This is a genomic window from Acinetobacter sp. SWAC5, assembly GCF_003419885.1.
Classification (GTDB): Bacteria; Pseudomonadota; Gammaproteobacteria; order Pseudomonadales; family Moraxellaceae; genus Acinetobacter; species Acinetobacter cumulans.
On the sequence record NZ_QUWR01000023.1, the window covers coordinates 1 to 26,366 of the forward strand.

Genomic DNA, 26,366 nt, shown 5'->3' on the forward strand with positions numbered 1-26,366 from the left:
CCGAGTCGTAAAGCTCAGAAAGCTGTTATTGAACAAAGATATTTAAATCCTGTTCTTGACTCTTGCAGTTAAAAACAGGACATTTTAAATGGTTTATCGCATAGACATTTTAATTGGTGAATAGCAGATATAAGTCGAAACACTGGTGCCTAATGAAAAGCCAATTAAATCAAATGGCACAGCATCGGCAGCTTTTGCCGCTGCAATCACTTGTTCTGCCAATTGAGCAGTGCTTAAAGGCTGACCCTCATCGGTTGTTTCACCTGAACCCGAATAGTTTGGACGAACCACTTTATAGTGCGGGGCAAGAAATTCAACAAAATGCCCCCAGTTCGACTCGGAGTTTGCGCCTGCGCTATGCACCAGCACGATGTTTAATGGGCCGTCGCCATCAACGCTATAGGAGATTTTTGCATTTTCGATTGTTGTAAATAAGTTCATTCGTTGTACATTCTCATGTGTTTGGAATGAAATCACTATAAACTCTGACAGCACTGTGAGAGTCAAGGGGGTAAAAATGCAAATTGGTCAATTAGCTAAAAAATCAGGCATCAGTATCCGCATGCTTCGTTATTATGAACATCAAGGATTAATCGTTCCGATGCGCAGTGAGTCAGGCTATCGCATTTATAATGCCAAGGATGAAGAGCGACTTCGCCGTATCCGCATCTTGACCAAGGCAGGGCTGACTTTACAAGCCATCAGCCTGTTACTGCCGTGTATTTCGGTTGAACAACTAGATGTCGATCCTTGTGAACAAGTCATCGATTCGCTGAAAAATGAATTAGACAATATCAATAAAAAAATTGAAAATCTTCAAATCAGTCAGCAGTATTTGTCTGATTATTTAAACATTTTACAGCAAAAAAAGAGCATGTTGACTTAAGTGCATAACGCGTCATGTTTTGGATAAAACACGATTTTCTCAATCATTCTAAAAGCTTGAGCAACTTACTGATGCCATACTCAATATCGGTTTTTTTGACATGATCGCGGGCCAAACTTGAAATGCCAATCAGGAAACTATCAAAGATAGTGGCTAATCCAATGCTGTCTATATCCGTTGATATCTCACCAGATTCGATGCCACGCTGTAGGGTTTGAATAAAGCCTTGGCGGGTTTTATGCCGAGATTGTTGCAAGATTTCCGTTACATGCTGGTTCTCTGCAGAAGGCGCCAACACAGTGCTTAAAGCCACCATACAACCCAAAGGATGACTTGGATCATATTGCATATCTAAAGATTGCTGTAAGGCTAAGGCGATTGCGTCTTTCGCAGATAGCGTGTTATCCCACAGCGTCTCAGTCACCGTTGCATAAGTATCGATGTAGTATTGGCTTACTTCTTGAAACAAATTTTCTTTAGAGCCAAAGGCTGCATAAAAACTCGGGGAAGAAATATTGCCCATAGCCACTTTTAGTTGGCTTAAAGACGTTGATTCATAACCATAATTCCAAAATAAATACATGGCCTGCTTCAAGGCCTCATTGCGATCAAACTCTCTAGGACGTCCAGTCTTCGCCATCTCAATTCTCCTGTCACAGAATATTAATATACTAATCGATATAGAAGTCGTTGACAAAAGTCTATTCATTGTTTTTAATTATGTACTGATCGATATATAAGTGTGAGCGCAATTGAAATGGCGCAAAACAATCAGTCAATTAAAAGTGAATAACATGATGAAACAGTTAGAAGATGTATCGCTGGATTCTAAAAATAATGCGCCGATGCCAGTTTTTGCTTTATTGGCACTGGCCATGACTGGCTTTATTTGTATTTTTACCGAAACCATTCCAGCAGGTTTATTACCGCAAATCTCAGCAGGGCTGAATGTTTCTGAAGCCCTAGCGGGACAGTTGATTACGATTTATGCCCTTGGTTCTTTACTGATGGTAATTCCACTCACCATTTGGACACGTGCATGGCCAAGACGCCGTACTTTACTCCTGACGGTATTTGGCTTTTTGCTTTTTAATTCAATTACAGCGCTGTCTGATCATTATATTTTGACTTGTATTTCTCGCTTTGGCGCAGGTGTAGCAGCAGGTTTGGCATGGAGTCTATTGGCAGGCTATGCAAGACGTATGGTCAGTCCAGCCCAGCAAGGCAAAGCTTTAGCGATTGCCATGGTCGGGACTCCCATTGCGTTGTCACTGGGCATACCTTTAGGCACTTGGCTGGGGCAGATGATTGGTTGGCAAATGACATTTTTCTTGATGTCTGCTTTGGCGATTGCCTTGGTGATTTGGATCTTTATTGCAGTTCCAGACTTTCCAGGTGAAACAACGCGACCAGAAAATTTAATTTTCAGCGTATTAAAAATACCCGGTGTATTTTCAGTACTGGCAGTGATTGTGACGTGGATGCTGGCACATAACATTTTATATACCTACATTACGCCATTTTTGTCTTTGTCCCATTTGGACGCACATGTAGACCAGATTTTATTTTTATTCGGTGCGATGGCTTTACTCAGCATTTGGTTTACAGGTCATTTAATTGATCAGCATTTAAGACATTTGGTCATTGCCAGTTTATTAATCTTTTCAGTGATTTCATTGCTATTAGGACTGTTTTTATATTCAGCGCCAGTGGTGATTTTTAGTATTGCCATTTGGGGACTGACCTTTGGTGGCGCTGCAACACTTTTACAAACGGCATTAGCACAAGCCGCAGGACAGCATGCCGATGTTGCCTTGTCCATTAATGTGGTGGTTTGGAATGGCGCAATTGCACTGGGCGGTATTTTGGGCGGCTTGCTGCTCAATCAATTTGGTGCACAAGTTTTGCCTTGGGTCATGCTGTTGATTTTAGTGGTGGCGTTCATCATTGCGCTTTGTGCCAAGTCGAATGGCTTTAAAACTCAGTATCTCTAAACCCATATTTCTAAAGATGAAACAAACAAAAAACGATTCTAAGCAAACACGAAATGAAGATTTAAACGTTGTTCAGTTTGAGTCAAACGCAACAATCAACAAAGCAGTAAATACACAATCAAAGAGGTTTAATTTTATGAAAAAACTACTACTCGCAACATTCACGTCACTGACTTTAGCTCAATCCGTGATGGCTGCACCGCAACTGAATACCACACATGAATTTCCTGTGATGAAGGGATATAGCAGTTATTATGATGATATTGATGGCGTGAAACTGCACTATGTGAAAGGCGGGAAAGGGCCTTTGGTATTTTTGGTGCATGGTTTTGGGCAGTCTTGGTATGAATGGCACCAGCTTATGCCGACTTTAGAGAAAAATTACACAGTTGTGGCGGTCGACTTGCCGGGCCTTGGGCTTTCTCAGCCGCCAAAATCTTTTAAAGGTTCAGATGTATCTGAAATCTTATATAAGTTGGCAACTAAATTAAGCAATGATCAGCCGTTTTATTTGGTTGCACATGATATTGGCATTTGGAATAGCTATCCAATGGCAGTGAAGCATCAAGATAAAATTAAAAAATTGGTGTTTATGGAAGCGCCGATTCCAGACAAAAGCATGTATGAATTCCCAGCATTCTCAGAACAAGGCGAATCACTGGTTTGGCATTTCAGTTTCTTCGCAGCCAAACAAAACCTAGCTGAAACCTTAATTAAAGGACATGAAAAATTCTTTTTAACCCACTTTATTCATGAGCATGCCACCAATAAAACAGTATTTACACCACAAGTGCTAGATATGTATGCCAAGTCGTATTCCAAACCGCATACGCTGAATGCGTCATTTGAATATTACCGTTCTCTGAATGATTCAATTAAAGAGAATGAAAGCATTTCCCAAACCAAATTGAATATGCCAATGCTTGCGATTGGCGGAGGCGGTCATGGTGGTATGGGGCAATTCCAAGTAGATCAAATGAAGCAATATGCGACCAATGTGACGGGTAAAGTGATTCCAAATTGTGGTCATTGGTTACCTGAAGAGTGTGCGCCTGAACTGAATAAAACTGTGGGTGACTTTTTAAATGCCAAGTAAACACTAAGGATAAAACAACAAGGCTTAACATCAAGGCATCAGGTTTTTAGCTTGATGTGTCCATTTGAATGCATCAAAACATGACCAGTTCAAATGAAGTCGATTTAAATAAGCTGTGGCTGAGTCTGATGAACTCAGCCATTTTTATGGTGATCTTGATTGATTTGCTATTTTTAAAGTGGAATATTTACGTCAAGCTAGGCTTTATTTTGTATTTATTCAGTGCAAATACCCGCAACAAATTTGTATTTCATTATAAAAAATCATGCCCTTGATGTAAGATAAAATCCATTACAGAGTATATGTATTTCGAGTGAATTTCCTAAATTCGAATACTTGATAAAAAAGGAAGCAAGCATGCAGCAAGAAGTCATCATTGTCGGTGGTGGTATGGTCGGTTTAAGTCTGGCACTCATGTTGGCCAAAGCCAAAATTGGCGTAAAACTTTTAGAAGCCATCAAATACCCAAATTATGATGATGCAAACCTTGCGCCTTATCACTCGAGTTTTGATGCACGAAATAGCGCTTTATCACGCCGTAGCGTACAAATTTATCAAGAATTGGGCTTGTGGGATGCATTACAAGAACATGCAGTTCCGATCTTAGAAGTGAATATTACAGAACAAGGTAGTTTTGGTAAGGCACGATTACTTGCAGATCAAGAGAAAGTCGAAAGCTTTGGACAAGTCATTGAAAATGCATGGTTAGGCCGTGTACTCCTTACGGAAGTTAAACAAGAACCATTGATTGAACTGATTGATGGTGTGCAAGTGACTTCACTCACGCAAGATGCAGACTTTGCTTATATTGAAGCTAAGCGTGGCGATTATACCCATAAATTACAAGCAAAAATCGTGATTGCAGCAGATGGTCGTGACTCATTTTGCCGTAAAGCCCTAGGCGTTGGCGCATCAGAACATGACTATGACCAAGTTGCGATTGTAACGACGGTACAAACTTCTAAACCGCATGGTCATGTAGGCTTTGAGCGCTTTAGTCCATTGGGGCCATTGGCATTATTGCCATTGCCAGGTGAATACCGCCGTTCAGTGGTATGGCCTGTTCCGAAAGGCACAGAACATGAATGGATTGGCGAAGACAAAGACCAACATTTCCTAGATGCTTTACAAGAAACCTACGGCGATCGTGCAGGAAAATTCCAAAAAACCGGTAAACGCTTTAGCTTTCCTTTGTCACAAGTGCTTGCAGAAAAACAAGCAGTGGGCCGTGTGGTATTAATGGGCAATGCTGCACATACCATTCACCCAGTTGCAGGTCAGGGCTTTAACCTGTGCATGCGAGATGCGCATGTCTTGGTGCGTTATTTAACTGAGCAAGTGGAAAAAAATGCCGATTTAGGCGAAGCAAATATGCTACAAGACTACGAAAAATCACGTCTCAAAGATCAGCAACGTGTCATTAAGTTCTGTGATTCTGTGGTACGTGGCTTTAGTAATCAAAATCCTATGCTGAAATTGATTCGCAACACAGGTTTAATGTGCTTTGAAAATATTCCAGGCATGAAGCAACTCGTAGCCAATTATGCGATGGGATTAAAATCATGAGTACATCAACACATGTTCTTGATGCTGTAATTGTCGGTGGTGGTTTAGTTGGTGGCTTAACTGCATTACTGTTGGCGCAAGGTGGTGTACAAGCAACTGTGCTCGATGCTGCACCTATTTTAGATGCAGAAAAAACTTTAGCTGTAACCAATCCACGTGTATTGGCACTGAGCCAAGCGACTATTCATTTGCTTAAAACTGTAGGGGTATGGGACATATTGGCCCGTCAGCAACCTTATACAGGCATGCAAGTGTGGAATAAAAACGGCTATGGTGAAATTAACTTTGGTACATCGTCAGAGCAAGCACCAAAAGTTGAACATGCCCTCGGTTCAATGGTGGAGCCGAGTATTTTGAATCTGGCTATTCAGCAAAAAATGTTAGCTACGCTTCACGATTACCGAACTCAAGTGAAAGTAAAACGCATTGAGCGCGGTGTAGGTGTTTGGTTAGTACACTTGGCAGATGGCACAACGCTACAGACCAAACTGCTGATTGGTGCAGATGGTGCAAACTCATTTGTTCGTGAGCAAGCTTTTATTGAGCTGGATGTACTTGACTATAAACAAGCAGGTTTAAGCTGTGGTATTCGTACGGCACAAAAAAATGCGCATGTTGCCCGTCAAATTTTCTTAGAAACTGGGCCTTTGGCGTTTTTACCCATGACCAGTTTAAAAGCTGAAGAAAATGGCCATTGGCAATCTATTGTGTGGACCTTGCCAGATGATTATGCAGAAGAATATGCCAAGCTATCCGATGCTGAATTTACAGCATTGCTCACTCGTGAAAGCCATCACATGCTGGGTGAAGTTTTAGAGGCAACAGCGCGGGCAACTTTTCCATTGAAAGCTCGTGCTGCACAGCAATATGTGCAAGATGGCTTGGCCCTCATTGGTGATGCTGCCCATGTGATACATCCATTGGCAGGTCAGGGTGTGAATATTGGCTGTTTAGATGCGGCCGTGTTATGTGATGTACTGTTGCATGACAAAGCCCGCGGCGTATGGGCGCATGAGCAAAGCCTCAAGCGTTATGAGCACCGCCGTAAAGGACAAAACGATGCCATGATGCACAGCATGTCTTTGATTGGTTGGATGGAAACCACACAACTTTTCCCTGTGGTCTGGGCGCGCAATTTTGGATTAAAGCAGGTTGAAAAATTACCAATGCTCAAAGATGCTTTTATGTCTCAAGCCAATGGCTTAGGGCTTTTAAAAGATACGCGTTATTCGGCTTAGCCTAAATTTGATATTTTTTAATCAATTGTTCATACAAGATTACGATTTTGGTTAAAAAAAATACAATTTTTAGATATTAGCCTCTAGGCGAAAAGCTCAGAGATTGCTAAATTCCTTCTAAATTGAGATTTAAATTTTACTTAAACATACAAGTCATTGGTGGGGAGATTTAAGATGACGGATATGAATGATTATGATGATGCAGAAGATTCTGCAGTTGATGATGATGAAGCGAAAGCCGCTGAAAAAGGCGCGTCAGATAGCGAAGATAGTGCATCAGACACAGATGTTGCCGAAGCGGAAACACTCACTGTAACGGCGAAGCAAAAGCAACGCGATGCTTTAGAAGATGAAGTCGCTGCGTTCTTAGCGCGTGGTGGTCGTATTACTGAAGTGCCACCAGACGAATCTGCGTCACGCGATTAAGTGCCAAAAAAGCCAAAAAACACCGCATTATGCGGTGTTTTTTTTCCTCATATTTTATCTGTTGTAGTGTTACGGTCGGACGAGTATGAGTGTTTTTTTGAATATTTGCGCCAAAGTGCAAATAAGGGATACAAGACCAAATGTGCGAATAAAAGAAACATACAATTGATAATAAAAGCTGCCCAATATGGCGGTGCATGCATTGCACCCATACATGCAATAAAGCTTTGAAAGATAAGTACAGTACTTAAAAAAAGATAAGCATTATAGCGATGATGTGCCCAAAAAGGAGTGAATTTGAGCACATTGCCGATCAGAAAATAAATGGAATACAGTATACAAACCATAAAAACGGCATCAGGTGACGGGTCGACCAAATCCTCAAAGCGGTAATGTCGATACGGTCGTGTGCTATAAAAACCGATATGTAATAAACCTAAAATCCAAAATAGATTGAATGTGCAAATCGGGAGTACGCTTTTTATCATGATTTTCATGCGTAAAATAATTCTCAGTTTTTGTTTTTAGATAGCGTAAAACAAAATGCAGTAAGGTGACAGTGTAGCAGAATGAAATATTTAGCTTGCACTAGATCAAAACAAGAGAATATCTAAAATTAAAAAAAGCGTATGACTTTATAGGAAATACGCTTTTCATTTCGTTTGGATGTGCTGATGGCATCAGCTCTGCGCATGAAGAATGTTAATCTTCTTGCTGAGTGAGTTCTAAAGCACGTTGATAGGCCACTTTTTTCTTGATACCAGTTAAGTCTGCAGCCAATTGAGAAGCCGCTTTAACTGAAAGGTCTTGGAGCAAGCGTGTTAAAAGCTGATCTAGCTTTTCTTGTTCCAAGTCTTTTTCTTCAGTTGCACCGCCAATCACAAGTACAATTTCACCTTTTTGTTGGTGATGATCAGATTCAACAAAACCAACCAACTCACCCAAAGTCATTTTTTTAATGGTTTCAAATGTTTTGGTAATTTCGCGTGCAAAACCGACTGGACGATCAGCACCAAAGACTTCGGCCATATCTTTTACACAATCTAAAATACGGTGTGGTGCTTCATAAATAATCATGGTTTGTGTTTCGTCTTTCAGCTTATTTAAGGCATTTAGACGTTGTGACTGTTTAGAAGGTAAAAATCCTTCAAAACTAAAGCGGTCACTAGGTAGGCCTACAGCACTGAGGGCTGCAATGGCTGCACAGGCACCCGGTACAGGAATGACTTGGATGCCTTGTTCCTGAGCTGCACGAACTAGCTTAAAGCCAGGGTCACTAATCAGCGGTGTACCTGCATCACTAATCAGCGCCATGTTTTCACCATTCAACAAACGCTGAATAAGCTGTTCAATTTTATTGCTTTCATTGTGCTCATGACATGCAGTCAAAGGTGTTGGAATATTAAAGTGTTTGAGCAATTGTGCAGAAGTTCGTGTATCCTCAGCGGCAATAATATGAACAGACTTCAAAACGTTAATTGCACGATAACTAATATCATCTAAGTGCCCGATTGGAGTCGCAACAACAAATAACTGAGCACTCATAGGTTTCTCCATGTGGAATATAAGACCAAATAATAAAAATAAAATACTTGTGACCACCATTTTGGTGGGGGCAGTATCTTATGCCCAAGCAGAGGTATTGGTTATTTTACCTGAATCTGGCCCTATGGCGCGAGCTGCAAACAGTATTAAGCAAGGTTTCATGAGTGCTTATCAGGCATCAGGCTCAAAAGTGCCTGTAAAATTCGTAAATACTGATCAGACAAGTATGCCTGCACTATTGAAAAAAAATGTGAACGCCAAAACGCAAATGATTGTTGGGCCGTTGGCGAGATCAGAAGTGGATGCGCTTATTAAAGCAAAGCCGAAATTAAAAGTCTTGGCCTTAAATGAAGGGACATTGCAGGCAAGCAATGTGCTACAATTTAGCCTTGCAAAAAAAGATGATGCCAGCGCATTAGCCCGCGTGATGAAACAAGATCAGATCGAAGATATTTTAGTGTTGCGTCAGTCTGGAACAGAGTCTGAAAATGAACTATTTTTAATGGCCTTAATGACGAAAACTGAATTACCCATCCATGTGCTCGAACAGCAGCCGAAAACATTAAAAAAAGGCCAAGCCCTCGTATTACTTGGTAATAATGAATGGTTACTTAGTTTGAAGTCATTGCCGAAAAAAAATATTTACACTTTATCGAATGCCTTAGAGCAGCATAAACCTTTACCACTCGGGATAAAGTTTTGCGATGCACCAGCCTTGTTTGAACCCGATTGGGAAGATATGAAGCACGCATACGCACAACAAGCTGTAGGCTTGCCATACCAGCGCTTATTGGCCTTTGGCGGCGATGCATGGCAAATCAGTGCACTGTATTTAAAAACACCCAAAATGAAAACGGCCAATTTTGAAGGACGAACTGGGCAACTTAGTCTGAATGGGAACCAAATTCAGCGGATACCACATTGTTATGCCTATCAGGCCAAAGGGTTAAAGCAGGTTTAATGACTTTTTGATAACTGAAAAAACAAGATTTAATACATCGAGACTAAGTAGAAAAATGTGAGCTGAGCACCTTAAATGACACAGGCAAGGAAGTTAGGCCAATGGGCTGAAACTGAAGCAGTTAAAATTGCACACGAAGCGGGTTATGCCTTAGTCCAAGCAAATTATCATAGTCGTTATGGTGAAATAGATTTAATTGTGCAAAAAGACCAAGACTTGGTATTTATTGAAGTCAAAGCACGATCACAAACCCATTATGCACAGGCAAGTGAAACCGTATCACGTAGCAAACAGCGAAAACTCATGCAAACGGCCTTAATATTTTTACAGCAATCACCACAATACAACGCATGTTATTGCCGTTTTGACGTGATTTGTTTTGATTTTTATCAACACTTTGCAAAATCCATACAGTATGACTTTTCAAAATGCCCTTATGATCAGCAGTGGATAGAAAATGCTTTTACTTTTGAGCAAGAGTTTATTACTCTTTGAACAAAATATACTGTGTAAATGCATAGATAGAATACGATCAAAAAATAGTGAAGGAGTCTTGCTGAGTGCTTAAACGTATTGCAATGACAATGTTTTGTGTAGCAAGTTTATCTGGCTGTGCAAGTTTTATTTCTGGTGGTACAGGGAGTGCACCTGTAGGTACGGAAAATGGCGCACGTTCTTTGGGTCAGGTCTTTATAGACTCATCTATTGTGCGCACTGCAAAAATTAACTTATATAAGCTCGACACACGCTTTAAGCAATCACGTGTCAATATTGAAAGTTTTCATGGCAATGTTTTGCTCACTGGCCAAGTACCAGACCAAGCTTTAAAGCAACTGGCTGAAGACAATGTCAGAGCCATGAGCGATGTAAAAACCATTCATAATTATATTACTGTAGGCAATCAAATTAGCTACGGCACCATTATGCAAGATACAGCAGTGACTGCGAATACACGTGCATTATTGATGAAAGCGCCAGTGGTTGCTGAAAGCAAAGTCCATGTGCATACCGAAGATGCAGTATTGTACGTAATGGGACGTTTAAACACGGCTGAGCTGAATGATTTGAATCAAGTGCTCCAGCAAGTGGGGAATGTCACTAAAATTGTGACCCTAATTGATAATGTTGACCAAGTTTCTTCGAGCTCACCTGCGGTTGCATCAAGTTTTGCACCGATGGTGAATGCCGTACCTGATACGCAAACTCCTGTTGCAATAGACCCTGATGCAGTAGAACCCAATGCCCCTTAAACAATTTTCGTCACATTTACAGCGTCTTAAAAGCCAGCTTGATCAAAAAACAGCGTTGGCTAAAGCTATATATCGAGATTTTCGTATTTATGACTTGGGGAGTTTTGCGCTCAACCGTATGACGCCTAAATCTGGCTATACGGTACAACGCAATATTCCCTATGGTTTAAAAGCACGTCACCGTCTAGATTTGTACAAAGCAAAGCAATTGCGTGATACACAGCCGCTCTTGGTTTTTGTACATGGCGGCGCTTGGATGCATGGTGATAAAAAAGAATATCACTTTGTGGGTGAGGCCTTTGCTAAAGAAGGCTTTAATGTGGCGGTAATTAATTACCATTTGGCACCTGAGCATATATTTCCAAGTTCAATTGATGATTTAACATTGGCATTGAATTTTTTAAATCAATCGAATCTGAAATTGAATATTGCTGTGGAAAATATAGTGCTTATGGGGCATTCAGCAGGGGCATTTAATGTGATGTCCGCGCTGTACCATCCTACGCCGTATCGTTTGCAAAATTTGCAGGCTATTCGAGCGATTATTGGCTTGGCTGGGCCTTATCACTTTGATTATAAAGGCGACCCGCTATGTGCGGATGCTTTTGATCAGAACATCCCGTATCAACAAGTGATGCCTTATTACTTTATTGAACAAAACCACGTGAAGCATTATCTGTTTACTGCGGAAAAAGACAATGTAGTCGGTCTAAGCAATAGTACAGATTTAAATGAAAAGCTTTTGGCTTTGGGGAATCACAGCCAATTGATACCCGTGCCTCGTGTAGGCCATATCACCATGATTGGCTCGGTTTCGAGTTTGTTTAGCCGATTCTTTAGTACTAAGCGTCAAATTTTGCAGGCTTTGGACGATGTTTTTAAATAGAGCATCCTAAACTCAGTTTTATTGTGATTAAAAAAAACCGCTTCTGATGAGCGGTTTTTTTTCGATACCAGATCAATGATCTACAGGCTTTATAGCCATTCTTTGGTATCGTCAGCCGTGGTTGTACCATGAATGACATGCATAATCATGGCATGTGCGATACTGCCTTTAAATGGAATTTCGGGTAATTGATCAAATTTAAAGAAGGCTGCATCGCTAATTTCTTCTTCTTGTAAGCATAGCTCACCAGATTCATATTCAGCTTTAAATGCAATCATCAGGTTACTAGGGAAGGGCCACGGTTGGCTGGCCAAGTATTGAATATTTTTGATTTTTAAACCGACTTCTTCTTCGGTTTCACGGCGTACTGCATCTTCGAGTGTTTCCCCCACTTCTACAAAACCTGCAATTAAGCCGTACATTGGGCGGTATGCTCGTGCATTTTGAGCCAGTAGAATTTCATCTTTACCACGGGTAATAACCGTAATGACACATGGATTAACACGAGGATATTGATGATATTGGCATGCAGGGCAGACCATGGCATATTCAGTGGCATGAACTTCTGTTTTATGGCCACAATGGCTACAAAACTTATGATTACGACGCCATTCTAAAAGTTGAATTGCACGGCTGGCTTGTTCAAACTCTTTGACATTCCACAGCTGTAATAATTGGCGAATGGGAACGAGTTGATAGCCTGCGGGAATTTCATCTTGCTCTGTAAGATCACGGGCAATCACTTGATCACCCGTTTGAAGCCTCAGATCACTTGCTATACTTTCGACACGAGGAAGTTGAAATTGGTCATCAACCAATAATTGCTGTTGTTTAAAAATATAGGCAAGCGATAGATTTGACATTAGGCCACGGCTTTAAGTTTCTCACTACTGTCCAATGCTACCTGAAACATACTATGTAGAACAGGCTGTTTGTTTTTTAAATTTTCAATCAGCATGTCTGCACTTGCAAGGCCATCAAGTAGATGGTTAATTTCAGCTGCTTCAATTGCAGTAGAAGCCTCTACACGCGAAGAAACGAACTGTGCATTGGTATTTAGCGCAGCTTGTCCTGTTTCGGCATTCAGGAACAGCATTGAACCACCAATTTCACGTAATTGAACTGCGACAGGCGCGAGACTCTGTAGGTCATTATTCTGTAAATATTGAACCAGTGTTTCGCTTGCTTGATCAATCAGTGCTTTGGTTTCGTTCAAGAGTACTTCATGTGCTTCATCTAAACGGTCGAGTGAAATATTCATGTTATTTACACGAAGTTGTAGACGGCTAGATGTGTGATGACGCTCTAAAACGCCAATTGAGTTCATGGCAGAAAGAATGCAATTCATTAATTGCTGTGCAAAAGTCTCTTCTTTTAAGATTTCACTTTGGCTTAATGAATTGGCCTGACGTTCTAAATCTTTATATGCTTCATTTAAATTCAGCACTTTAAAGATATTTGCCAGTTCTAACAGCTTCGCTTGAAGTTCCTGAGTTTTTTCAGGCGACATATTTTGGTAATTGAACTCGATATCGTTACGAATTTGCGCCATTTCAGTGGTCACAAGTTCGCTAATCGTGTGCATCGTACCAAAGTCAGGACCATATAAATGACGGCTAAACACTTGCAATTGCATGTCAGTTAACAGGTCTTCACCAATATTTAACTTGCCACGAATGTGCTGAGAAACTTCATCTTCTTGGCTAATACATAGACTTAAGATATTAGATAAATCAACTAGGCTCGCTTTAAAGCGCTCTGGCGAACTGAAGTACTGTGCAATATTGCGCTCAATAGACACCAGTGTGCGTAAACGTGGCTCATTAATCAGCAATTGATCAATTTGATTTAATGCCACAAACACCAAATTCCAATACTGTTTACTTGGGTGTTTTTCTGAAAGGCTGGCTAAATATGTCCCTACAATTTTTAATGCTTGTAAGTCGAGTTCGCTTTCTTCTTGCTTAATTAACTTGTTGAGTGACAATTTGTATAAGCGGTGCACGTATTTAGATTTTTCTAAAGTCGGTGCTTGAGGAAGATCAAAATCTGGTGTGATGCAATCGAGTAGTGATTCAATGTGCTGACCTTCAGTGGTCATTGGTTTACCCAAGCATGCTTCTAAGCGGTTGAGTGTATCCAACAAAAACTGCGGAATTTTTACTTCGCGTAAGCAAATAAACTCGATGTAGCGTTTTAACATGGTGGTGCCTTCGCTGAGTGCGATGACATCTTTGGTTTGAATTGTGGCAGGATTCCCCATGATCTTGCGCATCAATTCTGCTGAGTATTGAGCGATCTTTGCTAAACTTGCCATATCAATCAGTGCAAGTACTTGCGCACATTGTTCAAATTGATTAAGAGCGTCGTCAATACCGAAAGGAAGGGTTTGATCTTCGACTAAAGTGCTGACTGCTGATTCGACCAATTTGATCGAGTTATCAACCTCATTTTTTATTATCAGCAATGCTGTTGGATCAAAATGTATAGAGGTTTGGTAAGACATGGATCTGCACCTTTCCTAGTGTTTTCTCTTGTTTGTGAACCGCCATAAAAGGCGGACCATCTTTTATCTTTAACTATAACGTAAGTGTTAATGTTTTAAATACAAAAATATACTAGGAAATTTAGTTTTTATTTTGCAAAAAGGCAAGGCGTTCCATGTTTTTCTTCAAATTGTTTGATCCAATTCTCATGCGCTTCGAGTTCTTCAGCACTTGGAAGGATCACGGGTAAATCAATTTGAATCGATTGGCGACTGTTTTCACTCTGCGCATTTTCTGTGTGGGTGAGGGCATCAATATCAAAAGAGACCTGACCACCCGTCATGGCTAAGTATACGTCTGCTAGAATTTCAGCATCGAGCAAGGCACCGTGGAAGGTACGGTCACGTTGTACAATTTCGTAGCGTCGGCTCAGCGCATCCAACGAGTTTTTTTGCCCTGGATGTTTGGCTTTTGCCATTGCCAAGGTATCGGTTACGGCACAGACTTCTGAAAGCGCAGGGAAGCCCGCACGTTTAAACTCCATGTCTAAGAAGTTCATATCGAAGCTGGCGTTATGCGCAATAATTTCTGCACCTTTGAGATATTCAAACAGTGCAGGGGCAATTTCTTCGTATAGTGGTTTGTCTTTTAAGAAATCATCACTAATACCGTGGACATTTTCTGAGTCGCCGACGGGTTTAAGTGGCTTGATATAAATATGAATAGAACTACCGGTCAGTTTACGGTTGATCATTTCAATCGCGCCGACTTCAATAATACGGTCGCCATCTTGATAGTAAAAACCTGTGGTTTCGGTATCGAGAATCAGTTGGCGTGGGCCATGCGCTTCAATGCTAGGTGGGGTAACCATAATCATTGGATGCAGACCTTCAGCAGGTAAAATCACTGAACTTGAGTTTGCACTGAATGTGGTTGCAAGTGTGTTATTAGGCTGTGTGTTTTGAATGGACACAGGTGCTTCAGTTGTGTTTAAAGCAGGATCATTTTGCACGGCTTCAGGTGCAGTTTCTGTAACAGCTACAACTTCTGATGGTGGCTCAATTTCCGCTTCCCATTCTGACTCGTCTTCAGGTTCTTCTTCATCACTGCCAAGATCTAAACCAAAGGGATCATTTAAGAGCCAGTCGGGTTCAATTTTTTTTTTCGTTTCAGTTGCAGGAGCTTGTTTGAGCGCTAAAGCAGTGTTTTCTGCACCTAGATTCGCCAGTTGATCCGCCATTTCATTGCCTGGATGTCCTGCATGACCTTTGATCCAGTTCCATTCAATATCACGCCCTTGGCAAGTTGCGTCTAATTTTTTCCATAGATCTGGGTTTTTGACATCTTTCCAGTTTTTCTTTTTCCAGCCATGAATCCACTCTGTAATGCCTTGTTTGACATAGTTAGAGTCGGTCCAAATCACTAATTTAGCATCTGTTGGGCAGTGCAAAATACCTTCAATGGCTGCCGTAAGTTCCATGCGGTTATTGGTGGTTTCTGCTTCACCACCACAGATTTTTTCCTCAGCATTTTCGCCAATAATATATGCGCCCCAGCCACCCAATCCTGGGTTACCTTTGCAAGCGCCATCGACATAAAGCGTAATTGACTGAGCCATAAAAACTGAATCCGAATAAAAACATCAAAACTGAATGGCATATTGTATAACGCAAATCCATTCGATAGGTCTATATCAGGGTTATTTTTTAATTTCTTGTAACATTTATACTGAAATAGCGTTAAATTAACGCCTTGTGTCTGCGCCATGCTTCACTACAATGGCATATCAAAAAAAAATTTATACGAGATGTTCGGATTCTTTTATGTATAAACCAAGCAAGAACTGGTACGAGTTGACTTTGCCTGCATTATTCAAAATAACCGTTTTAGGATCGGCACTAGCAACCCTGGGTTTAGTGGGCTGTGCATCCTCGACCACAGCGACAAGTGCGCATAAGTCAAAAGTGGCAGGTTCGTCAGGTTTCTTAGATGCCAATAGCTTGGATGGCTTAGAAGATTTGTTATCTGCAACGGATATGCGTGCAGTGGAAGGTGATCGCCTATTGGTGCTCAAACATGGTGATGTTTGGAAGCGAATGACGGTCGGTTTCAAAATGGATTTAAACCATTGGGATTCGCGTATTGAAGCGCAGCGTGGTTGGTTCGCATCGCGTCAGCCCTATATTGACCGTTTAAGTGCGCGTGCGTCGCGTTATTTGTACCACACTGTAAAAGAAGCTGAACGCCGTGGTATGCCAACCGAGTTGGCGTTATTGCCAGTGATTGAAAGCTCGTATGACCCAGCAGCTACATCGAGTGCAGCAGCTGCGGGCTTATGGCAGTTTATTCCAAGTACAGGCCGTATTTATGGCTTAAAACAAACTACACAGTATGATGGCCGTCGTGATGTGGTGGAATCAACACGTGCAGCCTATGAGTTTTTAGGTAGCTTATATAATCAGTTTGGTTCTTGGGAATTGGCTTTGGCTGCTTACAACGCAGGCCCAGGTCGTATTCAGCAGGCGATTAACCGTAACCAAGCAGCAGGCTTACCAACGGATTATTGGTCATTAAAATTACCACAAGAAACCATGAACTATGTGCCACGCTTTTTGGCCGTTGCACAAATTATTAAAAATCCAAATGCGTATGGTGTGAGTCTTCCGCCGATTGCAAACCGTCCACACTTTAGAGAAGTGAGTGTTGGCGCGGCTAATTTAAATGAAATTTCTTCTGTAACAGGACTCAGCCGTGCGGAACTCTATGCATTGAACCCAGGTCATCGTGGGGATCAAATTGATGCAGCAAGTCCAATGAAGATTTTAATTCCTGCAGATATTAGCCCGTCAGTGGATGCAAAACTGAAAAAGTTATCTTCAGCATCGACAGGTTATTGGGCAGGTGGTGCAGCTTCAAGCCTGCCAAAGAACAACGTGACCATCACACCGTCTAAAGTGACACCGCCTGAGATGAACACGACAGTCATCACACCGTCTAAAGTAGCACCACCGGTGATTACGTCAACTCAAGCAAGCAAAACTACGCCACCAGCGCTAACTGCAAGTACAGTAGCTAAGGGCAAACCGTTGTCGGTAACGCCACAAGGTTCTTCTGCTTTGGCAGCCTTTGCAGCAAATACAGATATTCCAAGTGCACCGCGTATTCCTGTTGCGGTTAGCCCAAGTAAAGCCACGACAGTTAAAGTGACTGCTGAGCCTCCTGTAAGCACCAAAGAGCGTGAACAGATTATGGCGGCCATTAAGGCCGAAGGTGAAAATAAAACGGTTGATGAAGTTTTAAAACCTGTTGCGACTCAAGCAGAGCAAGCTGAGGTGGTTAAAGAGTTAAAAGCTTTGGCGCCACAAGGAACAGAAATTGTTGATCCCTATGATGGCAAAATTAAGCTGACAGCGATTCAAACCAGCCAATCGATTGCAGATCAACAAGGCAAAGAGCTGACCAAAGGCTTCGCTTATCCGAAGAGTGTTGCAGAGCAAACTGGCACTGACTCGGATGAAGCAAAACGCAACCAAGGCAAAAATGTCATTAAAACTGATTCTGAAATTGTTGTCGTAGCACCTAAGGGCAAACGCAGTACATATACCGTGCAGGCGGGTGATACCTTAGCGGTCATTGCCATGAAAAATGGTGTGAACTGGCGTGATGTCGCGAAGTGGAACCAAATGGATGCTGATGCCAAATTGTATGTTGGTACAAGTATTTATTTATATGACGCAAAACCGATTGTTGCTGAAGAGCCGAAAGCAAAAGTACAACCTGAGCATTATGTGGTGAAAGCCAATGATACGTTGACAGGTGTTGCAAGCCAATTTGGCTTGTCGGTAAAACAGCTGGCAGATTTCAATGGTTTAAATACGACTAGCGGTCTATTTGTAGGTCAAAAGTTGGCACTGAAAGAAACACCAGCATCAAAAGCAAAATTAGCTGCTGAAGCTAAAAAAGCTGAAACCGAAAGCAAAGTACAAAAAGTACAAACCAAAGTCTATACGGTGAAGCGTGGTGAATATTTAAAACTAATTGCTGACCGCTATGCTTTATCAAATCAGGAATTAGCAGACCTAACCTCGGGCCTCACAGCAGGCAGTAGTTTAATGGTTGGACAGAAAATTAATGTTCCATTAAACGAAGTTGAAAGTGCTTCAAGCAATTCAAATAAAGTTGAGTCGAAGCCAGAAACAAAGTCTGAACCAAGCTTTAAAACTGAAAGTTATAACGTCCAACGTGGCGATACCCTGTATAGCTTAGCCAACCAAAGCAAGATGACTGTTTCAGATTTTGCCAATTTAAATAATATTGCTGCAACAACCTCTTTACGTATTGGTCAGACGCTTAAAATCCCTGCATTAAATAAAGCACCAGAGCAATATACGGTGCAATCAGGTGATACGCTCAGCGCGATTGCAAATCGCTTTGAACTCAACATGGATGATATTGCGAGTTTAAATGGCTTTAGCCGTAATGCATCTTTGCGAGTAGGTCAGCGTTTAAAACTCACTGGTGAAGTGCCAGTGGCAGTAGTGAAAGCAGATCCACGTAAAGACAGCAAATCGGATACACGTGTAAGTAGTGGCGAAGCCAAAGATACGCATGTAGTGAAAGCGGGTGAAACATTGTCTGCGATTGCGCAAAAGTACCAGCTACAGTTGAGCTATTTAGCGGATTTAAACGGATTGTCACGTAATAGCACAGTACGTGTTGGGCAACGCTTGAAGATTGATGGTGATGTGCCTAAAGTAGAAGTCGATACACCCAAAACGAGTAAAGTAACGACACAGGCGAGCTCATCGTATAGCGGAAGCACTGAAAGCTATACAGTGAAGTCAGGCGAATCACTGAATGCGATTGCAAATCGTACGGGTGTGAGTGTTGCAGACTTGGCTGCGTTGAATAACCTAAATGCGCGTGCAGGTTTACGTGTCGGACAAAAAATTAATGTACCAAAGTTAGTCACGGAATACCGTATTAAACGCGGTGATACCTTGATTGGCTTGGCGAATCGCTATGGTTTGGATACTGCTGCTTTGGCTGATATGAATAATATGCAACCGAGCGCATCATTACGCATTGGTGATGTGATTAAAGTACCTAACTAAGCCAATACCGTGCAGGAAGCAACGTGAATAATTTATTTGCCAAGGGGCATCCTTATGTAATGGCACTTGGATGTGTCATGGCAATACAAGGGGCATGGGCTGCAACGCAGACCACGCCCTATATTGCAATTCATAGTCAGCCTTTATATGCCAACTTAGCGGCCATGCCGTATGCAAATGCTAAAGCGCCTAAAGGCGGTTATTTAAGTACAGCCAGCAATGGCACATTTGATAATCTTAATAGCATGAATGGTAAAGGGAGCTCTGCAGATGGCGTGAATTATCTATTTGATTCACTCATGAGCAGCTCTTTAGATGAGCCAGGGGTGATGTATCCCTTGCTTGCCACTAGTGCAACCTTTGACCCAAAAAAGACTTCGTATGTCATTTTTAATCTGAATCCTAAGGCTAGGTTTAGTGACGGTTCGACCGTTACTGCTGAGGACGTTAAATTCAGTTTTGATGCTTATCAAACCAAGTCAAATCCAGGTTTACAAATGTACTTGGCAGATTTAGCAAAAACAGAAGTGTTGTCTAAGCATCAAGTCAAAATGAGTTTTAAGTCGGACAACAATGCAGAAATGCCACTGATTTTGTCGCAGTTGCCGATTTACTCCAAAAAAGACTGGGCCAAAAAAGATTTTACCCGCATCAGCATGCAGCCGATTTTAGGCTCAGGGCCTTATGTGTTGGATAAAATTGATGCAGGACGTAGCTTGAGCTATAAGCGCAATCCAAACTATTGGGCTAAAGATTTGCCAGTCAACAAAGGCCGTTATAATTTTGATCGTTTAAAGTATGTGTATTACCGTAATTTAGACATTGCCTTTGAAGGGTTTAAGTCGGGTCAATACACCTTGCATGAAGAGTTCACCGCACGAAAATGGGTGACGGCTTATAATTTTCCAGCAGTTAAAGATGGCATGGTGGTGAAATACCGCTTTAAGCACAATAACCCGATTGCGACACAAAGTTTTGTATTTAATACCCGCCGTAGCCCTTTTCAGGATATTCGCCTGCGGCAGGCTTTAACGTATGCCTATGATTTTGAATGGCAAAATAAGGCGCTGTTTTATGGACAATATACACGTCTGCAAAGTTATTTTAGCAATAGTGAATTAGAAGCCAAAGGTGTGCCGTCAGCAGCTGAAATGGCGGTGCTCAAACCCTTGCTGGCAAAACTTGATCCGATTCAACGTGCTGGCGTATTAAAAAATTGGAAGTATCCAGTTTCGGATGCCAGTGGCTTTAACCGCAATAATTTATTGATTGCGCGTCAGTTGTTACTCAATGCAGGCTATAAATATAAAAATGGCTATCTGCTGGATAAAAAAGGCCAGACCATTCAGATTGAGTTTTTAATTCATCAAGATGGCTTGCAGCGTACGCTGATGCCATTTGTACGCAATATGAAGCGTTTGGGTATACAGGTGAATATCCGTCAAGTAGATGTACCTCAATATATCGAACGTATGCGTAGCAAAGATTTTGATATGACTACGACGGTAATGCCTCAATCTTTAAGCCCAGGCAATGAACAGGCGCAGTTCTGGGGAAGTGCATCGGCGGATCAGCCTGGGAACTACAATTATGCCGGGATTAAAAATCCAGTCATTGATGCTATGGTCGAACAGGTGATTCGAGCGCCAGATCGGTCAGCCTTGGTGACGCGTACGCGGGTTTTAGATCGTTTGCTACGAGCAGGTTATTATCAAATTCCAACTTATGGCAAAGGAGAAAACTGGCTCGCGTATTGGAATATGTATCAGCAGCCTACAGTCAAGCCAAAGTTATCGACAGGTATAGATTACTGGTGGAGTGACGCAGTGCAAGCGCAAAAGGTTGCTAGCTATTTGCGTAAGCAATAAGCCCAAAGTAAAAGGAATAACATCATGGGCACTTATATTTTAAAACGGCTGTTGCTGATTATCCCAACGCTGTTGGCGATTTTACTGATTAACTTTGTGGTGATTCAGATTGCACCCGGTGGACCAGTAGAACAAGCGATTCAACAGGCTGAGTCTTTTCAGGGGATGGGCACGGGCGGTGGTGGAGAAACTGCACAAGACACCAGCAAATACCAAGGTGCTAAAGGCTTAAGTGAAGAGATGGTGCAAAAGATCGAAGCGCAATATGGTTTCGATCAGCCTGCACATATTCGTTTTTGGAATATGCTCAAAGGTTATGCCACTTTAGATTTTGGCACCAGCTTTTTTAAAGATAAGCCTGTGACCCAATTGTTGTGGGAAAAGCTTCCAGTGTCTTTATCTTTGGGGCTGTGGAGCACGTTGTTGATTTATTTGGTGTCTATTCCATTAGGTATTAAAAAAGCGCGTCAGCATGGCTTAGTTTTTGATAAAGCAACATCGCTTTTGTTAGCTGTGGGCTATGCAATTCCTGCTTTTGCTTTCGCAATTCTGCTGATTGTGTTTTTTGCAGGTGGCTCTTATTTTCAATGGTTCCCATTACAGGGCTTGGTTTCGGAAAACTTTGCTGAATTGAGTCTGTTTGGAAAAATTGCAGACTATTTCTGGCACATGACCTTGCCTTTGCTGGCGATGGTGATTGGCGGTTTTGCAGGGCTGACCTATTTGACCAAATATTCATTTATGGAAGAGCTGAATAAACAATATGTGCTGGCAGCGCGCTCTAAAGGCTTAACTGAGTCTCGTGTGCTGTATGGGCATGTGTTCCGTAATGCCATGTTAATTGTGATTGCGGGCTTACCAGAAGCACTCATTGGCATCTTCTTTGTGGGTAATTTATTTATTGAAATTATTTTCAATTTAGATGGACTCGGCTTGCTTGGCTTTGAAGCCATTGTGCAACGAGATTATCCAGTGATTTTTGGTACCTTATTTATTTTCACCTTGTTGGGCTTAATCCTGCGTTTGATTAGTGATGTGCTGTATCAGGTGATTGATCCGCGGATTAACTTTGAATCACGGGGGGCAAAATAATGTCTCCGATTATGCAGGCACGTTTAAAGCGATTTAAAGCAAATAAATTAGGTTTTGGCTGTTTTATTCTTTTTGCGATTATTTTTGTGCTGTCATTGGGTGCAGAGCTGATTGCCAATGATAAGCCACTGCTGGTGAAATACGGCAGCAGTTTGTATTTGCCAGCTTTTAAAAGCTATCCAGAAACTGAATTTGGCGGTGTATTTGAAACCGAAGCAGATTATAAAGACCCAGCAGTGCAGCAGCTGATTGAAGAAAAAGGCTGGGCTGTGTGGCCCATCAATCATTTTTCTTATCAAACACCCAACTTAGAACTGGCTGTACCTGTGCCGTCAGCACCGACGTCACAAAATTGGCTTGGTACAGATGACCAAGGCCGTGATGTGCTGGCGCGTATTTTATACGGCCTGCGAGTGTCACTGCTGTTCGGTTTTGCTTTAACGTTGGCTTCTGCAGTGCTGGGCATTATTGTTGGTGCGGTGCAGGGCTATTACGGTGGCTGGATTGATTTGATTGGACAGCGGATATTAGAAGTGTGGGGTGGTTTGCCAATGCTGTTCATGGTGATGATTTTGGTCAGCATGTTTACCCCAAGCGTGTACTGGTTGTTTGTCATTATGCTGCTATTTGGCTGGACGGCATTGGTCGGATTGGTACGGGCTGAATTTTTACGCGCGCGTAATTTTGATTATGTACGGGCTGCGCGCAGTTTGGGGGTGTCGGACCGAACCATTATTTTTCGGCATATTTTACCTAATGCCATGAGTTCGAGCTTGTCGCAGCTGCCGTTTATGCTCACGGCAAATATTACCGCTTTAACTGCCTTAGATTTTTTGGGTTATGGTTTGCCACCCGATGCAGCTTCTTTAGGTGAGCTACTGTTACAAGGCAAAAATAATTTAAATGCGCCGTGGCTGGCTCTTTCAGGCTTTTTCACCTTGGCGATTGTATTGTCATTATTGATTTATATTGGGGAGGCGGCGCGAGATGCATTCGATCCAAGACGTCAATAAAACACAACAGAACAGCATACTTTCAGTTCAACAGCTGAGCATTCATAACGAAGCACAGCCTTTGGTGCAAAAGCTAAGTTTTGAGCTGGCAGCGGGCGAAACACTGGCCATAGTGGGCGAAAGTGGGTCTGGAAAATCCATTAGCAGTTTGGCTGTATTGGGTTTATTACCGAAAAATTTACAGCTGAGTGGGCAGGCGCTACTGAATGGTCAAAATCTGCTGACTATGCCTCAGCCTCAGTTGCGGTGTATACGTGGTGATAAAATCGCGATGATTTTTCAAGAGCCAATGACTGCCCTGAATCCGCTACACCGAGTAGAAAAAATTATTGGTGAAAGTCTATTGCTACGTGGTTGGTCGAAAGCCAAAACCCGTGAGCGGGTGATTGAACTGCTACATGATGTAGGCATACCAGAACCTGAAGAAAAACTAAAGCGCTATCCACACGAGTTATCTGGTGGTCAGCGTCAACGCGTTATGATTGCCATGGCATTGGCGCTCGATCCGGATATTTTAATTGCCGATGAACCGACGACTGCTTTGGATGTGACACTGCAGGCGCAAATATTAAAGCTACTCAAATCACTGCAGCAAAGTCGTAAAATGGCGATGATTTTAATCAGCCATGATTTAAATTTGGTGCGTCAATATGCGGATCAAGTGATCGTGATGTATCAAGGCCAAGTTGTGGAACAAGGTGCGCTTGAGCAGATTTTTAATGCACCTGCGCAGAATTACACCAAAGATTTGCTGAATCATGATTTTGGTGAGGCCTTAAGGCTAGATCCACAGCCTGCGGTGCTGGAGTTGTCTGATGTTGGGGTGAAATTTCCCATCAAGCAAGGTCTGCTCAATCGGGTAAAAGATTATTTTGTTGCGGTAGAACCATTAAGCATGGCGCTACAACAGGGGCAGTCGATTGGCATTGTGGGGGAAAGTGGTTCGGGTAAAAGCTCGCTGGCTTTGGCAGTTGCACGTTTAATAGATGCAGATGGGCAAATACTGCTACAAGGCCAAGATCTGAATCGGCTGTCGGAAAAGCAACTGCGTCCGTTGCGTAGTGATTTTCAAATTGTATTTCAAGATCCGTTCAGCAGTTTAAATCCACGTTTAAATGTCGAGCAAACCATTGGTGAAGGTTTGTCGCTCAAGCGGATGTCCAAAGCAGAAATACAGCAGCGTATAGATGAAGCTTTGCAAAAAGTAGAGCTACCCGTGTCGTTTAAATTGCGTTATCCGCATGAGCTATCTGGCGGGCAACGACAACGGATTGCCTTGGCACGGGCGTTGGTGTTGCAGCCGAAAGTGTTAATTTTGGATGAGCCGACTTCTGCGCTTGACCGTACTACACAGCGTGCGATTGTGCGATTACTCCGTCGTTTGCAACAGGAATATCAAATGAGCTATTTGTTTATTAGCCATGACTTGCAAGTGGTGAAAGCACTGTGCCAAAAAGTACTGGTACTGCATCATGCCAAAGTGATGGAGTTTCAAGAAACAGCACAGCTCTTTGCACAGCCACAGACGGATTACACCCGTAAATTGATAGAAGCCAGTCAGTATTAATTGAATTAAGCTAATTTGACAATATAAATTGTCTATCTGCTATTGACGCTGAGTAGAATACGTTTAGAGTAAAAGCACTATTTAAAGAATAATGGAATTTCAAATGAGCCATCTTGCAGAATCGATTCAGATCCGTGGCACGCAATTCAAGAACCGCATTATTAAGGGGGCGATGAGTGAAGCATTGGCAAATACTCAAGGACAGCCGAATCATTTGCATTTTGGTTTGTATGAAGCTTGGGCCAAAGGCGGATTAGGTTGTGCGATTACCGGTAACGTCATGGTCGATTTACGTGCTAAAAATGAGCCAGGCGTAGTCGGGGTTGAGTCTGAACGTGATTTGGCTTTATTAACCCAATGGGCTGAAGTCGGCAAAAAGCATGGCATGGTGCAATTGGTACAGCTATCACATCCTGGTCGCCAATGCCCTAAGGGTTTAAATAAAGAAACTGTGGCACCTTCGGCAGTGCCATTTAGCCCCATGTTAGCCACAACTTTTGGTACGCCACGTGCTCTACGTGAGGATGAAATTTTAGATATCATCCAGCGCTTTGCTACAGCGGCGGCAGTATGTGAAAAAGCGGGTTTTGAAGGTGTACAGTTGCATGGTGCACATGGTTATCTGATTAGCCAGTTTTTATCGCCTTTAACCAATCAGCGTAATGATCAATGGGGTGGATCAGTAGAAAACCGCATGCGTTTTTTATTGGAAATTTATAAAGCCGTTCGTGCAGCAACATCGGATCAGTTTATTATTGCAGTCAAGCTGAACTCAGCAGATTTCCAGCGTGGTGGCATTACTGAAGAAGACGTGATTACCGTGTTTAAAGCGATTGATGCCGCGGGCATTGATTTGATTGAAGTATCGGGTGGTACTTATGAAGCGCCTGCGATGGCGGGTGCGAAAGAGGATAAACGTAAAGCATCGACGATTGCCCGTGAAGCTTATTTCCTAGACTTTGCCGATAAAATCCGTAAAGAAGTGAAATGCCATTTAATGGTAACAGGCGGTTTCCGTACCGTTGAAGGCATGAATGCGGCGCTGGACAGTGGTGCATGTGAGTTTGTGGGCATTGCGCGTCCCTTTGCAGTAGAAACGGCATTGGCAGATCGACTGATTGCTGGGCAAGATGTACGCTATGGCGTAGACAAAATTAAAACAGGTATTCCAATGGTCGACAAAATGGCGATTATGGAAATTATTTGGTATGCCGCGCAATTTAAAGCCATTGGAGAAGGCAAGCAGCCAAATCCAAAACTCTCACCGTTAAAAGTCTTTTTTAAATATTTAAAAGGTAATTTAACTGCGGTGATTAAAGGTCGTGTAAATTCACGTAAATCGGCTTAATCTTAAATTTGTTTTTTTTTAAATTGAAAA

At 42.1% G+C, this 26,366-nt stretch carries 22 protein-coding genes; 16 read left to right on the forward strand and 6 right to left on the reverse strand.

Annotated elements, in window-relative coordinates; all coding sequences use genetic code 11:
• Window positions 1–93: 93 nt before the first annotated feature.
• Complete coding sequence (locus DYI81_RS14760) at window positions 94–441, reverse strand: alpha/beta hydrolase (protein ID WP_117007959.1); 348 nt, start codon at window positions 439–441, stop codon at window positions 94–96.
• A gap of 76 nt (window positions 442–517) precedes the next feature.
• Here DYI81_RS14760 and DYI81_RS14765 point away from each other — a divergent pair, with 76 nt between their 5' ends.
• Entirely contained in the window at window positions 518–886 is a 369-nt protein-coding gene (locus tag DYI81_RS14765; RefSeq protein WP_106986125.1) for a MerR family transcriptional regulator, read from the forward strand.
• A 43-nt stretch (window positions 887–929) separates the two neighbouring features.
• Here DYI81_RS14765 and DYI81_RS14770 read toward each other — a convergent pair whose 3' ends face one another.
• Window positions 930–1,526 (reverse strand): TetR/AcrR family transcriptional regulator, encoded by a 597-nt coding sequence (locus DYI81_RS14770; protein WP_117007960.1) that lies wholly within the window; start codon window positions 1,524–1,526, stop codon window positions 930–932.
• Between the two features lie 154 nt (window positions 1,527–1,680).
• On the opposite strand from DYI81_RS14770, the gene DYI81_RS14775 reads away from it, so the two are divergent.
• The 5 genes from DYI81_RS14775 to DYI81_RS14800 all read left to right on the forward strand — a co-directional run bounded on the left by DYI81_RS14775 (window position 1,681) and on the right by DYI81_RS14800 (window position 7,206).
• Window positions 1,681–2,880: an MFS transporter gene (locus DYI81_RS14775; protein WP_240627433.1), complete on the forward strand. Its 1,200-nt coding sequence runs from the start codon at window positions 1,681–1,683 to the stop codon at window positions 2,878–2,880.
• A gap of 136 nt (window positions 2,881–3,016) precedes the next feature.
• A complete protein-coding gene (locus tag DYI81_RS14780; protein ID WP_276310168.1) occupies window positions 3,017–3,976 on the forward strand; it encodes an alpha/beta hydrolase in 960 nt (319 codons plus the stop codon).
• A gap of 357 nt (window positions 3,977–4,333) precedes the next feature.
• Window positions 4,334–5,542 carry a 2-octaprenyl-6-methoxyphenyl hydroxylase gene (gene ubiH / locus DYI81_RS14790; RefSeq protein WP_106986122.1) on the forward strand — a complete coding sequence of 403 codons (1,209 nt, stop codon included), beginning with the start codon at window positions 4,334–4,336 and terminating at the stop codon, window positions 5,540–5,542.
• Window positions 5,539–6,780, forward strand: a complete 1,242-nt coding sequence (locus tag DYI81_RS14795; protein WP_117007962.1) for an FAD-dependent monooxygenase — start codon at window positions 5,539–5,541, stop codon at window positions 6,778–6,780. The genes ubiH and DYI81_RS14795 overlap by 4 nt, the downstream gene beginning before the upstream one ends.
• A gap of 174 nt (window positions 6,781–6,954) precedes the next feature.
• Window positions 6,955–7,206 (forward strand): hypothetical protein, encoded by a 252-nt coding sequence (locus DYI81_RS14800; RefSeq protein ID WP_117007963.1) that lies wholly within the window; start codon window positions 6,955–6,957, stop codon window positions 7,204–7,206.
• Window positions 7,207–7,908: 702 nt separating this feature from the next.
• Here DYI81_RS14800 and rsmI read toward each other — a convergent pair.
• The gene (rsmI, locus tag DYI81_RS14810) at window positions 7,909–8,751 is read right to left on the reverse strand and encodes a 16S rRNA (cytidine(1402)-2'-O)-methyltransferase (protein WP_106986153.1); all 843 of its coding nucleotides are present in this window, start codon (window positions 8,749–8,751) and stop codon (window positions 7,909–7,911) included.
• Between the two features lie 10 nt (window positions 8,752–8,761).
• On the opposite strand from rsmI, the gene DYI81_RS14815 reads away from it, so the two are divergent.
• The 4 genes from DYI81_RS14815 (at window position 8,762) to DYI81_RS14830 (ending at window position 11,848) form a co-directional block, all read left to right on the forward strand.
• Window positions 8,762–9,712, forward strand: coding sequence for a penicillin-binding protein activator (locus DYI81_RS14815; protein WP_106986119.1), 951 nt, complete (start codon window positions 8,762–8,764; stop codon window positions 9,710–9,712).
• A gap of 75 nt (window positions 9,713–9,787) precedes the next feature.
• The gene (locus DYI81_RS14820; protein ID WP_117007964.1) at window positions 9,788–10,207 is read left to right on the forward strand and encodes a YraN family protein; all 420 of its coding nucleotides are present in this window, start codon (window positions 9,788–9,790) and stop codon (window positions 10,205–10,207) included.
• 65 nt (window positions 10,208–10,272) lie between these two features.
• On the forward strand, window positions 10,273–10,962 hold the full coding sequence (locus tag DYI81_RS14825; protein ID WP_106986117.1) for a BON domain-containing protein: 690 nt from the start codon (window positions 10,273–10,275) through the stop codon (window positions 10,960–10,962).
• On the forward strand, window positions 10,952–11,848 hold the full coding sequence (locus tag DYI81_RS14830) for an alpha/beta hydrolase (RefSeq protein ID WP_117007965.1): 897 nt from the start codon (window positions 10,952–10,954) through the stop codon (window positions 11,846–11,848). The genes DYI81_RS14825 and DYI81_RS14830 overlap by 11 nt, the downstream gene beginning before the upstream one ends.
• A gap of 89 nt (window positions 11,849–11,937) precedes the next feature.
• Here DYI81_RS14830 and nudC read toward each other — a convergent pair whose 3' ends face one another.
• From nudC to dnaQ, 3 genes are all read right to left on the reverse strand, one after another.
• Complete coding sequence (gene nudC, locus DYI81_RS14835) at window positions 11,938–12,711, reverse strand: NAD(+) diphosphatase (RefSeq protein ID WP_106985839.1); 774 nt, start codon at window positions 12,709–12,711, stop codon at window positions 11,938–11,940.
• Complete coding sequence (locus DYI81_RS14840) at window positions 12,711–14,354, reverse strand: chemotaxis protein (RefSeq protein ID WP_117007966.1); 1,644 nt, start codon at window positions 14,352–14,354, stop codon at window positions 12,711–12,713. Before DYI81_RS14840 ends, nudC begins: the two co-directional genes overlap by 1 nt.
• 128 nt (window positions 14,355–14,482) lie before the next feature.
• Window positions 14,483–15,952 carry a DNA polymerase III subunit epsilon gene (gene dnaQ / locus DYI81_RS14845; protein WP_106985841.1) on the reverse strand — a complete coding sequence of 490 codons (1,470 nt, stop codon included), beginning with the start codon at window positions 15,950–15,952 and terminating at the stop codon, window positions 14,483–14,485.
• A 205-nt stretch (window positions 15,953–16,157) separates the two neighbouring features.
• On the opposite strand from dnaQ, the gene DYI81_RS14850 reads away from it, so the two are divergent.
• From DYI81_RS14850 to DYI81_RS14875, 6 genes are all read left to right on the forward strand, one after another.
• Window positions 16,158–19,448 (forward strand): LysM peptidoglycan-binding domain-containing protein, encoded by a 3,291-nt coding sequence (locus DYI81_RS14850; RefSeq protein ID WP_117007967.1) that lies wholly within the window; start codon window positions 16,158–16,160, stop codon window positions 19,446–19,448.
• Window positions 19,449–19,507: 59 nt separating this feature from the next.
• A complete protein-coding gene (locus tag DYI81_RS14855; RefSeq protein WP_106985871.1) occupies window positions 19,508–21,316 on the forward strand; it encodes an extracellular solute-binding protein in 1,809 nt (602 codons plus the stop codon).
• A 24-nt stretch (window positions 21,317–21,340) separates the two neighbouring features.
• Window positions 21,341–22,408 (forward strand): microcin C ABC transporter permease YejB, encoded by a 1,068-nt coding sequence (gene yejB / locus DYI81_RS14860; protein ID WP_106985843.1) that lies wholly within the window; start codon window positions 21,341–21,343, stop codon window positions 22,406–22,408.
• Window positions 22,408–23,421 (forward strand): ABC transporter permease, encoded by a 1,014-nt coding sequence (locus tag DYI81_RS14865; RefSeq protein ID WP_106985844.1) that lies wholly within the window; start codon window positions 22,408–22,410, stop codon window positions 23,419–23,421. Before yejB ends, DYI81_RS14865 begins: the two co-directional genes overlap by 1 nt.
• Window positions 23,396–24,988, forward strand: a complete 1,593-nt coding sequence (locus DYI81_RS14870; RefSeq protein WP_117007968.1) for a dipeptide ABC transporter ATP-binding protein — start codon at window positions 23,396–23,398, stop codon at window positions 24,986–24,988. Before DYI81_RS14865 ends, DYI81_RS14870 begins: the two co-directional genes overlap by 26 nt.
• Before the next feature lie 103 nt (window positions 24,989–25,091).
• Window positions 25,092–26,336: an NADH:flavin oxidoreductase/NADH oxidase family protein gene (locus DYI81_RS14875; RefSeq protein ID WP_117007969.1), complete on the forward strand. Its 1,245-nt coding sequence runs from the start codon at window positions 25,092–25,094 to the stop codon at window positions 26,334–26,336.
• Window positions 26,337–26,366 lie beyond the last annotated feature (30 nt).